This is a genomic window from Kitasatospora sp. NPDC057512 (genome assembly GCF_042802135.1).
Classification (GTDB): domain Bacteria; phylum Actinomycetota; class Actinomycetes; order Streptomycetales; family Streptomycetaceae; genus Kitasatospora.
The window spans coordinates 1-9,588 of sequence record NZ_JBHVET010000292.1 but is presented as its reverse complement, the minus strand read 5'-3'; the positions used below and the strand labels follow the sequence as shown (position 1 = coordinate 9,588).

Below are 9,588 nucleotides of genomic sequence, written 5' to 3'. Positions count from 1 at the left end.
GCGACCGCGTCGGCCGCCTTCCCGGCCACGACCCCGGCCTGCTGCCGGGCCCGGTCGGTCGCGTTCTGGACCGTGGGGTTCCGGGCGATCTCCCGGGTGACCTTGGCGATCTGTTCGTAGCGCTGGCGCCCGGCTCGCGAGCCCAGGACGTAGCCGGCCGCGAAACCCACGGCCAACGACAGCTTCCACATGGTCGGATCCACCCTCTCCTGGCGGCTTCTGCCGCATTGCCCTACCCGTACGTCGGGACGGCGAACCGTCCGCGCCCCAGCATCCCCGGCCCCGTCGCCGGGCGCGCGCGGGGCACGCCGGGCGGCGGTCCGGGGGCAGACCGGGAAAGCGATTGGCGGACCACCCCCCCGAGTGCGCTAATGTATGTCCCGCAGCGAGCGCCGAGGAGCCCGGGAGACCGGGGGCCGAGGCGGGAGCCGATCCCCCATAGCTCAATTGGCAGAGCAGCCGACTGTTAATCGGCAGGTTATTGGTTCGAGTCCAATTGGGGGAGCTCGGGAGAAGGCCCTCCGGGGTCCTGTTCCCGTCCGTGGTACGGAAGTTGGGTACCGCGATCCCGCATAGCTCAATTGGCAGAGCAGCCGACTGTTAATCGGCAGGTTATTGGTTCGAGTCCAATTGCGGGAGCTGCACCGGGTCCGCCCGGTGACTGCTCAGAGCGAAGGCCCCTCGGTCGACCGGGGGGCCTTCGTGTTGTCCCCGTCCGGCTCCGCGGCGTGACGTGCGCGACACCGCCCGCGGGCCCCGGCCGTCGCCGGGGCGGCTCCCGAGTCAGGCCGTCGCCTTCCGGTAGAGCTCGGCGACCCGCTGGTCGAAGGTGACGCTGTACGAGGTGCCGGGGGTCTCCCCGCCCTCCTGGTAGCCGCCGATCACGCCGACCACCGCGCCGTTCGCGGTGACCCACGGGCTGCCGCTGGTGCCGTCGGTGTAGCCGCCGCAGTCGAAGCGCTCCTGGGTGGCGCTCTGCGAGCTGGTGCGGACGGCGCAGGTGATCGGCTCGTCGCTCTCGTTCGGGTAGCCGGTGACCGAGACGGACAGCCCGAAGCCCTGGCCGGTGCCGATCGGGTTGCCACCGACCGCGTCCTCGACCTGCCGGCCGTCGACCGGGCCCACCGTGACGAAGGCCACGTCGTACTCGGGATCGTCGCCGGCCGCCCAGCGCGGGTCGACGGTGATCGCCCGCACCGGCCAAGTCCCGTACGGGGTAGAGCCGTTGCGGTAGCCGGGGGTGAACACCAGGCCGTCCAGCAGGCCGATCCGGCGGGACTGCACGCAGTGCGCCGCGGTGACCAGCAGGTTGCCCCGGGGGCTGTGCACCACGCTCGCGGTGCAGGCCCGTGGTCCCTGCGCGGTGTGGATGGAGAGGGTGCCGATCCGGTCCCGGGCGGGGCTCTGCTGTGCGACCTCGGCGCGGGGCGCCGCGTCCTGCCCGCCGCAGGCGGTGCCGGCGGCCAGCAGCAGGGCGGCCAGCGCGACCGTTTGTGCCGGGTGCGCGGGCCGCGCCGGGCGGGAGGCCATCGGGGCTCCGTCTCGTCCTCGGGGCGGGCACCGGGACCGTGCGTTCCGCCGTTCGTGAGGAAGATCTACCAGGCCGGGCCCGGCGGCGCCACCGCCGGGGTCCCGCCTGCTGCCCGGTCAGCCGGTGGCGCGGTCGTACAGCGCCTGGACGCGGTCGCCGAAGTAACTGCTGTACGAGGTGTCCGGGCTGCTGCCGCCCTCCTGGTAGCCGCCGATCACGCCGACCACGGTGCCGGTCCTGGTGCTCGGGTCGAAGTCGGTGACCCAGGGGCTGCCGCTGGTGCCGCCGGTGTAGTCGGGGCAGTCGATCCGCAGCTGGGTGGGGCTCTGCTGGAGGGTGGTGTTGGAGCAGGTGATCGGGACGCCGCTGCTGCTCGGGTAGCCGGTGATCCTCACCGGGAGCCGGTAACCGCGGTTGACGCCCAGTCGGTTGGCGCCGAGCACCTGCTGGACCTGCCGCCCGTTCTGGGCCTGGACGACCGCGAAGGCGACGTCCATGTCCGGGTCGGCGTGGTCGTTCCAGGCGTCGTCCACGGTGACGGCCAGCAGCGGCCAGACTCCGCTGGGGGTGTCGCCGTCGCGGTAGCCGGGGACGAAGACCAGGTCGCTGCGCCGGCCGAGCTTCGGGTCCCAGACGCAGTGGGCGGCGGTGACGACGAGGTTGAGCCCGGCGCTGTCGACCACGCTGGCGGTGCAGAAGTGGTCGCCGTCGGCGTTGCGGGTGAACACCGCGCCGACCAGGCCGTTGAGCACGGTGGGCTTGGCGGTGCGGGTGACGCCGGTGTGCCGGCCGGACGCGCCCTTGAACCGCTGCCGGTTCCAGCCGTGGCTGTTGACGGCGGCGGAGGAGGAGGTGGGTGGTGCGGAGGTGACGGTCGGGGAGCTCCCGCCCGGCCCCGCCGCGGTGGTGCAGCCCGCCGTGGCCAGCACCAGCGCGAGCGCCGCGGCCGCCGCCCCCGTCCCACGTGTCGTCATCCGCCCAGGCTGCCCCGGACGGGTGCCCGGCCGCCACCCGGGCTGCGCCGCCCGGGAGGCGCGCACCGTCGCGCACCCAGGTTGCGCCCCCGGCGCGCATCGCGGGTGATCGACCGGCTATGCTGCCCGGGACGGCCTCGCTGGGGCCGTCTGCTGCTGCCGCGCCGACGACCGGCGCGCGCGGCGAACCGGGGCGGTAGCTCAGCCGGTTAGAGCAGGGGACTCATAATCCCTTGGTCGTGGGTTCGAGTCCCACCCGCCCCACCTTCTCGATGTGCGACGAGTGTCGTGACGACCCTTCGCGGGCGGGCCGCCGAGCCGGGGCCCCGCCGTCTTTCCGCCGCCTGCGACGTCGCAGAGTCTAGGCCGCGGCCATCCTCCCTCCCCGTGTGGCGCGCCGGAATTCACCCACCCGTGGGCATCGGTCCCGACTGTTCCCGACGGCTGTCCGCCGCCTTCTCGGCGACTGTCCGTCCCCTCCTTCCCGTCGTCGGACCCTGGCGCCGCACGCCCAAAAAGTGATATCACTTTGCCATCGGATGCGGATGCTCGCCGAAGGAGTCGCCCCATGACCACCCCGCCTTTCGCCGTCGAGGACGGTGCCGTCCTGGACCTCCCGGTCCCCAAGATCACCGAACGGGCCCTCACCGGGGCGGCCGGCCTGCCGGTCCTCGGCGGCACGCTGCTCGGCCTGCTCGCCGGAGTCGGCTCGTTCGTCGCCGGCGCGGTCCAACTGTCCGGCAGCGGCAAGGGGTTGGGCATCGGACTGATGGTCCTCGGGCCGGTCCTGCTGCTCGGCTCGGTGCTGCTGATGTGCGGGCTGACGGTGGTCTCGCCCGGACAGGCCCGGGTGGTCCAGCTGCTCGGGCGCTACCGGGGCACCGTCCGCGCCGAGGGCCTGACCTGGCTGAACCCCTTCACCAGCCGGCGCCGGATATCCACCCGGATCCGCAACCACGAGACGGAGACCACCAAGGTCAACGACGCGGACGGCAACCCGATCGAGATGGCCGCCGTGGTGGTCTGGCAGGTCGAGGACACCGCGATGGCGGTCTTCGAGGTGGACGACTACGCCGACTTCGTCGCCATCCAGACCGAGACGGCCGTGCGGCACATCGCCACCAGCTACCCGTACGACGCCCACCACGAGGGCCAGTTGTCGCTGCGCGACGGCGCGGACGAGATCGCCCGCAAGCTCTCCACCGAGATCGCCGCCCGGGTCGCCGCGGCCGGAGTGCGGGTCATCGAGTCCCGGATCACCAGGCTCGCGTACGCTCCGGAGGTCGCCCAGGTGATGCTCCAGCGCCAGCAGGCCGGGGCCGTGGTCGCGGCGCGCAGGCTGATCGTCGAGGGCGCCGTCGGTATGGTCGAGGAGGCGCTGGACCGGCTCGCCGAACGCGATGTCGTGGAGCTGGACGAGGAGCGCAAGGCCGCCATGGTGAGCAACCTCCTGGTGGTGCTCTGCGGCGACCGCGGCACCCAGCCCGTCGTGAACACGGGCTCCCTCTACCAGTAAGGCGAGGCCTTGGCGACGGAACGGAAGAAGCTCCTGTTGCGACTGGACCCTTCAGTTCACGACGCGCTGGCCCGGTGGGCCGGGGACGAACTGCGCAGCACCAACGCCCAGATCGAGTTCCTGCTCCGCCGAGCCCTCACCGACGCCGGCCGGATGCCCGGCGGCGCGGCCCGGCTCCCCCGGCGCGGACGCCCGCCCAAGGAGAGCCCGCCCGAGGAGAGCCCGCCCGAGGAGACCCCGCAGAGCCCGCAGAGCGGTGGTTCCGCGCCGGAGTGACCGCGGCGGCCGGGCACCGACCGAACGACCGGAGAACGAGATGGACCTGCTCGCCGAACTGCCCGCCAAGCCGCCCGCCGACCTCCCCGTCAACCTGCCCGAGAAGCTGTACCTGCTCGCCTACGACCCGCGGCGCGGGCGGATCACCCGGCAGTCCACGCTCCACCTGGTGCTGCAGGCGGCGGCGCTGACCGAGCTGCTGCGCCGCGGACTGGTGCGCGAGGAGGGCCGGACGGCCGTCGCCCGGGTCCGCGGTTCCGCCGCCTCGGCCGGCCTCGACCCGTACAGCGCCCACCTGCTGGGCCGGATCCAGGAGAAGCGGCCGCACAGCTGGAGCTGGTGGATCGGCCGCGCCCACAGCGTGGGGCGCGACCACCCGGCCCGGCGGATCCGGGAGGGCCTGGCGGAGGCGGGCTGGATCGGTCTCCAGCAGGGCCGGGCGGCCGGGGTGTTCCCGGTCACCCGGGTCACCCTGGGCGGGCCCGAGGTGCGGGCGGCGCTGGCGACCGCCGTCACCGCCGCGCTGAAGGGCCCGCTCAGCCGGGTGGACCCGGCCGACGCGGCGCTGGTGGCCCTGGTCGCCGCGGGGCGGCTGCGCACGGTGCTGGATCCCAAGCAGCGCCGGGAGCACCGCGGCCGGATCGAGAAGCTGTACCCGGCCGCCGGCCCGGTCCCGAAGGCGCTCGGCTCGGCCCTGGCCTGGCGCCAGGCGGGCCACACGGCGGAGATCGCCGTCCTGGGCTGACGGGCCGTCCACGGGGGTGGCGGCCCGTCCCGGGGCGCGGAGCCAGGCTGTCGGTACGGCGGCCGGGCTCCGCGCGTCCGCCTATGCTGGCCGGATGCTCGAAGCCGCCCTGCTGCCGACCCCGCTGGTGGACTGCACCGACGAGGCCTTCGCCCGGGCCGGGGTGGAGCTGCGGCTGAAGCGGGACGACCTGCTGCACCCGACCGTCCCCGGCAACAAGTGGCGCAAGCTGGCGCCCAACCTGGCCGCCGCCGTGGAGCGGGGCCACACCCGGCTGCTGACCTTCGGCGGCGCCTACTCGACCCACCTGCGGGCCGTCGCGGCCGCCGCCGGGGCGCTCGGACTGGAGAGCGTGGGGCTGGTCCGCGGCGAGGAGCTGGCCGACCGGCCGCGCAACTGGTCGCTGCGGGCCGCCGAGGCGGCCGGGATGCGGCTGGAGTTCCTGACCCGGGCCGCGTACCGGGAGGCCACCGGCCGGGCCGAGGGGGAGGACGGCGCGGCGGACCTCCTCCGCCGCTGGGGCCCCTGCCTGGTGCTCCCGGAGGGCGGCTCCAACGCCCTGGCCGCCGTCGGCGCGGCCGCGATCCCGGCCGAACTGCCCGACCTCGGCGAGCGGGACGTGGTCTGCTGCCCGGTCGGCACCGGGGGCACCCTGGCCGGCATCGCGGCCGGGCTGCCGGCGGGCGCCCGGGCGCTCGGGGTGGCGGTGCTGCGCGGCGGCGAGGGCTACCTGGAGGAGGAGGTCGCCCGGCTGCACCGGGCCGCTTACGGGCGCGGGTTCGACAACTGGCGGATCGACCACGGGCACCACGGCGGCGGCTACGGGAAGGTCCCGGCCGAGCTGGCCGGCTTCGCCGAGCGGTTCGAGCGCCGCCACGGCGTCCCGCTGGAGCGCCGCTACGTCGCCAAGCTGCTCGCCGCGCTGGCGGACCTGGCGGCGGCGGGCGCCTTCCCGCGCGGCACCCGCCTCACCGCCGTCGTCACCGGGCTGCCGGATCCGGAGTAGGGCCGGTCGCTCGGAGGGCGGCGGGGCGACGCGCCCCCGGCTCCACCGCGCGAGGTGCCCGCCCCGACGCCGAGCCTCCCGTCCTCCCGGGTGAACGCGGGGAGGACGGGCGGGAGTTCGACCGGCGGCCCGGACGGCCTTCGGACGGGCCGGAGGCCGGGCGCGGTCAGCCGAAGCTCAGGTTCGCGCACGGGTCGGTGTCGGCGTTGCGGGTGTTCTCCGCTATGCCGGTGGGGACGCCGCTCGGGAGGGCGCCGGGGGTGCCGCCCGGAGTGGCGCCCGCCGCGGCCCCGGTCGGAGCCCCGGCAGCGGCCCCGGCCCCGGCAGCGGCCCCGGCCGGAGCCCCGGCCCCGGGCTCGGTCCCGGCACCGGGTTCCGGGCTGGGGGCGGCCACCGCGTCGATCCGGGTGCCCGCCCCGCGGTAGTCGGCGCCGAGGGTGACGGTGATCGCCCCCGAACCGGGCTCCTCGACCGCCTTGGCACCGGGGAAGAGCGCCACGACCTGGTCGGCGGTGGCCTTCAGCGCGGGGTCGTAGGAGACCTGGGTGACCTGGTGCCCGGGGGAGTTGGGGCCGAGCGTGACGGCCCGGAAGCCGCGCGCCTTGAGCGTCTCGGCGCCGGAGCCGGCCAGGCCGGGCGTGCCGACCCCGTTGACCACGGTGACCGGCACCGCGGCCTGCTCCGGGGTGAGCGGCGTGGCCGGGGCGGCCGGGGCCCCCGGGTCGGCGCCGGGGGAGGAGGTCACCTGGCCCGTCCCGGAGGTGCTCTGCCCGTCCAGGGTGCGGTCCTCGCGCAGCAGCTTCCAGAGCGTGTCGGCGTCCGGCTGGACCAGCCGCACCCGCTCGCCGGCGAAGCGCCAGGGGGCGGTGACGAAGGAGACGTCCGAGAGCTTGATGTCCTGGATCGAGCGGGCGAAGTCCACCAGCTTCATCGCGGTGCCGAGACCCTCGTCCACGGTGAGCGACTTGGTGGCCGCGTCGGCCAGCGGCAGCAGGGTGGGCAGCGAGAAGCCCTGGCTCTGAACCTTCTTGATCATCGACGAGAGGAAGGCCTGCTGGCGCTTCATCCGGCCGATGTCGGAGTTGTCGCCGATGCCGTGGCGCGCTCTCAGGTAGTCCACCGCGGACTGCCCGGAGAGCTTCTGGAGGCCCTTCTTCAGGTGTATGCCGAACTGGTTGACGTCGTTGGGCACGCAGGCCTCCACGCCGCCCACGGCGTCGGACATCGCGGCCGCGCCCTTGAAGTCGACCACGACGGTGTGGTCGATCCGCAGCCCGGTGAGCTTCTCGACGGTGTTCTGGGTGCAGGCCGGGTTGCCGCTCTCCGCCAGGCCGACGGTGAAGGCGGAGTTGAACATCTGGTCGTTCTTCGGCGTCGTCCAGCTGCCGTTCGGCAGCTTGCAGGACGGGATGGTGACCAGGGTGTCGCGGGGGATCGAGACGCCGACGGCGTGCTTGTGGTCGGCGTAGACGTGCACCAGGATCGCGGTGTCCGAGTGGCCGACGCCCTCGTCGCCGCCGCCCAGCGAGTCGTTGCCCCCGTCGCGGGTGTCCGAGCCGAGCAGCAGCACGTTGACCGGCACCTGGGCGCCGGGGCTGGCCGGTACGGGGGCCGGCGGGCGCTCGGTGGCGACGCCGCCCGGGTCGAAGGTCGTGATGTTGTTGTCCAGCCGGTGGTAGAACCAGGCTCCGGCACCCGCGACCGACAGCACCAGTGCGGCGGCCAGGCCGATGGCGGTCCGCAGGTAGCGGCGCCGACGCGCACTGCTGCTCATCCTCAGTGCCCCCCGTCTTCAGGTATCTCGCGTTCGATGTTCGATGTTCGAACGTTAGACGTTCCGGGAGGCGGTTCGGTTACCCCCCCGGGGCCAACGGACAGCCCCCGGGACCTGTGATGCTGGTCACGCGCCCGGGCCGGAGGCGCCCGCGAGCATCCTCCGGAGCAGGTCGCGCAGGGCCGTCCGCTCCTCCGGGCCGAGTGCGGCCAGCGGCTCGCGGGCGAAGTTCAGCGACTCGCGGAGCTCCTCGGAGGCGGCCGAGCCGGTGCCGGTCGCGGCGACCAGCTTGACCCGGCGGTCGTGCCGGTCGGCCTCGCGGGTGACGAAGCCGCGGGATTCGAGCCGGTCGACGATGCCGGTGATGTTGGAGGGCTCGCAGCTGAGCGTCTGGGCGATCTGGCGCATCGGCATCGGTCCGCGCCGCAGCAGGGCGAGCACCTTGGCCTGGGCGCCGGTGAGCGAGCGGGCGGCGGCGGCCTCCTCGTACTCGCGGTGGAACAGCGCGACCAGGTTGGCCATCAGGTCGACGACCTCGCGGGTGATCTCGTCGGGCTGCGGCGTGGCGTCCTCGACGGGCTGAGTCTCCATGGTCAAAAGTCTACCTGAAAAGTTGACAAGGTGAACCTTTCATGCCCATCGTTACTTCAGTTCCTCAACCTTTCATGCGCCTGAACCGCGTCTGAACCCGCACCCGAACCGCAAGGAGCCCCCGATGGCAGAGCAGGCCGCCACCCCCGCGACCGCCCGTGAATGGCACCTCGCCGCCCGCCCGCAGGGCTGGCCGGAGCCGACCGACTTCGCCCTGGTCGAGGCCCCGGTCCGGGCCCCCGGCCCGGGCGAGATCCTGGTCCGCAACGTCTACCTCTCGGTGGACCCGTACATGCGGGGCCGGATGTCGGACCGCAAGTCCTACGCGGAGCCGTACGAACTGGGCAAGCCGATGCTGGGCGGAGCGGTCGGCCGGGTCGTCGCCTCGCAGGCGGAGGGCTTCGCCGAGGGCGACTACGTCCTGCACCACTTCGGCTGGCGCGAGTACGCGACGTTCGACGCCCGGAAGGCCGTCAAGGTGGACCCGGACGCCGCGCCGCTCTCCACCTACCTGGGCGTGCTGGGCATGCCGGGGCTGACCGCGTACGCGGGGCTGACCCGGGTCGCCGGGATCAAGGCCGGCGACGTGGTGTTCGTGTCCGGTGCGGCCGGCGCCGTGGGCGGCATCGTCGGCCAGCTCGCCAAGCTGAAGGGCGCGTCGCGGGTGATCGGCTCCGCCGGCTCGGACGAGAAGGTCGAACTCCTGGTGAAGGAGTACGGGTTCGACGCCGCGTTCAACTACAAGAACGGGCCGGTGGCCGAGCAGCTCCGGGCGGCGGCCCCCGACGGCATCGACGTGTACTTCGACAACGTGGGCGGCGAGCACCTGGAAGCGGCGATCGACTCGATCAACCTGCACGGGCGCATCGCGGTCTGCGGCATGATCTCGCAGTACAACGCCACCGAGCCCACCCCGGCCCCGCGCAACCTGGCGCAGATCATCGCCAAGCGCTTCCGCATGGAGGGGCTGCTCGTCGGCGACCACTACGACCTCCAGCCGAAGTTCGTCGAGGAGGTCTCGGCGTGGGTGCGCTCCGGTGAGCTGAAGTACCGCGAGACGGTGAGCGAGGGCATCGACAGCACGCTGGACGCCTTCCTCGGTCTGCTGAGCGGCGTCAACACCGGCAAGATGGTCGTCCGCCTGGACGGCTGACGATCCGTCAGGCGACCTGACC

Annotated in this window: 10 protein-coding genes and 3 tRNA genes; 8 read left to right on the top strand and 5 right to left on the bottom strand. The window is 73.8% G+C overall.

Going from position 1 to position 9,588, the window contains the following annotated elements:
• Positions 1 to 203 (bottom strand): hypothetical protein (locus tag ACFU6K_RS20130; protein WP_380664819.1); only part of this gene is annotated, 203 nt, incomplete at its 3' end.
• Between the two features lie 229 nt (positions 204 to 432).
• Here ACFU6K_RS20130 and ACFU6K_RS20125 point away from each other — a divergent pair.
• Positions 433 to 505: transfer RNA gene (locus tag ACFU6K_RS20125), tRNA-Asn, on the top strand.
• A 61-nt stretch (positions 506 to 566) separates the two neighbouring features.
• A tRNA-Asn gene (locus ACFU6K_RS20120) sits at positions 567 to 639 on the top strand.
• A 144-nt stretch (positions 640 to 783) separates the two neighbouring features.
• Here the strand turns inward: ACFU6K_RS20120 and ACFU6K_RS20115 are convergent.
• Together ACFU6K_RS20115 and ACFU6K_RS20110 are read right to left on the bottom strand one after the other, a co-directional pair.
• Positions 784 to 1,530 (bottom strand): trypsin-like serine peptidase, encoded by a 747-nt coding sequence (locus ACFU6K_RS20115; RefSeq protein WP_380664817.1) that lies wholly within the window; start codon positions 1,528 to 1,530, stop codon positions 784 to 786.
• A 117-nt stretch (positions 1,531 to 1,647) separates the two neighbouring features.
• Positions 1,648 to 2,505 (bottom strand): trypsin-like serine peptidase, encoded by an 858-nt coding sequence (locus ACFU6K_RS20110; RefSeq protein WP_380664815.1) that lies wholly within the window; start codon positions 2,503 to 2,505, stop codon positions 1,648 to 1,650.
• Between the two features lie 190 nt (positions 2,506 to 2,695).
• Here ACFU6K_RS20110 and ACFU6K_RS20105 point away from each other — a divergent pair.
• The 5 genes from ACFU6K_RS20105 to ACFU6K_RS20085 all read left to right on the top strand — a co-directional run bounded on the left by ACFU6K_RS20105 (position 2,696) and on the right by ACFU6K_RS20085 (position 6,048).
• Positions 2,696 to 2,769, top strand: a tRNA-Ile gene (locus ACFU6K_RS20105).
• A gap of 304 nt (positions 2,770 to 3,073) precedes the next feature.
• The gene (locus ACFU6K_RS20100) at positions 3,074 to 4,021 is read left to right on the top strand and encodes an SPFH domain-containing protein (protein ID WP_380664813.1); all 948 of its coding nucleotides are present in this window, start codon (positions 3,074 to 3,076) and stop codon (positions 4,019 to 4,021) included.
• A gap of 9 nt (positions 4,022 to 4,030) precedes the next feature.
• Positions 4,031 to 4,297 carry a hypothetical protein gene (locus tag ACFU6K_RS20095; RefSeq protein ID WP_380664811.1) on the top strand — a complete coding sequence of 89 codons (267 nt, stop codon included), beginning with the start codon at positions 4,031 to 4,033 and terminating at the stop codon, positions 4,295 to 4,297.
• A 40-nt stretch (positions 4,298 to 4,337) separates the two neighbouring features.
• Positions 4,338 to 5,042: a GPP34 family phosphoprotein gene (locus ACFU6K_RS20090; RefSeq protein WP_380664809.1), complete on the top strand. Its 705-nt coding sequence runs from the start codon at positions 4,338 to 4,340 to the stop codon at positions 5,040 to 5,042.
• Positions 5,043 to 5,136: 94 nt separating this feature from the next.
• Positions 5,137 to 6,048 (top strand): 1-aminocyclopropane-1-carboxylate deaminase/D-cysteine desulfhydrase, encoded by a 912-nt coding sequence (locus tag ACFU6K_RS20085; RefSeq protein ID WP_380664807.1) that lies wholly within the window; start codon positions 5,137 to 5,139, stop codon positions 6,046 to 6,048.
• Between the two features lie 166 nt (positions 6,049 to 6,214).
• Here ACFU6K_RS20085 and ACFU6K_RS20080 read toward each other — a convergent pair whose 3' ends face one another.
• Entirely contained in the window at positions 6,215 to 7,822 is a 1,608-nt protein-coding gene (locus ACFU6K_RS20080; RefSeq protein WP_380664805.1) for an LCP family protein, read from the bottom strand.
• 126 nt (positions 7,823 to 7,948) lie between these two features.
• Complete coding sequence (locus ACFU6K_RS20075) at positions 7,949 to 8,413, bottom strand: MarR family winged helix-turn-helix transcriptional regulator (RefSeq protein WP_380664803.1); 465 nt, start codon at positions 8,411 to 8,413, stop codon at positions 7,949 to 7,951.
• 124 nt (positions 8,414 to 8,537) lie between these two features.
• Between ACFU6K_RS20075 and ACFU6K_RS20070 the strand changes: the two genes are divergently transcribed.
• Positions 8,538 to 9,566, top strand: a complete 1,029-nt coding sequence (locus ACFU6K_RS20070; RefSeq protein WP_380664801.1) for an NADP-dependent oxidoreductase — start codon at positions 8,538 to 8,540, stop codon at positions 9,564 to 9,566.
• Positions 9,567 to 9,588 lie beyond the last annotated feature (22 nt).

Bases quoted from the DNA above. Each gene is read 5' to 3' on its own strand.
- ACFU6K_RS20075 (WP_380664803.1), bottom strand. From the start codon at position 8,413: ATGGAGACTCAGCCCGTCGAGGACGCCACGCCGCAGCCCGACGAGATC.
- ACFU6K_RS20100 (WP_380664813.1), top strand. From the start codon at position 3,074: ATGACCACCCCGCCTTTCGCCGTCGAGGACGGTGCCGTCCTGGACCTC.
- ACFU6K_RS20110 (WP_380664815.1), bottom strand. From the start codon at position 2,505: ATGACGACACGTGGGACGGGGGCGGCGGCCGCGGCGCTCGCGCTGGTG.
- ACFU6K_RS20115 (WP_380664817.1), bottom strand. From the start codon at position 1,530: ATGGCCTCCCGCCCGGCGCGGCCCGCGCACCCGGCACAAACGGTCGCG.
- ACFU6K_RS20085 (WP_380664807.1), top strand. From the start codon at position 5,137: ATGCTCGAAGCCGCCCTGCTGCCGACCCCGCTGGTGGACTGCACCGAC.
- ACFU6K_RS20090 (WP_380664809.1), top strand. From the start codon at position 4,338: ATGGACCTGCTCGCCGAACTGCCCGCCAAGCCGCCCGCCGACCTCCCC.
- ACFU6K_RS20080 (WP_380664805.1), bottom strand. From the start codon at position 7,822: ATGAGCAGCAGTGCGCGTCGGCGCCGCTACCTGCGGACCGCCATCGGC.
- ACFU6K_RS20070 (WP_380664801.1), top strand. From the start codon at position 8,538: ATGGCAGAGCAGGCCGCCACCCCCGCGACCGCCCGTGAATGGCACCTC.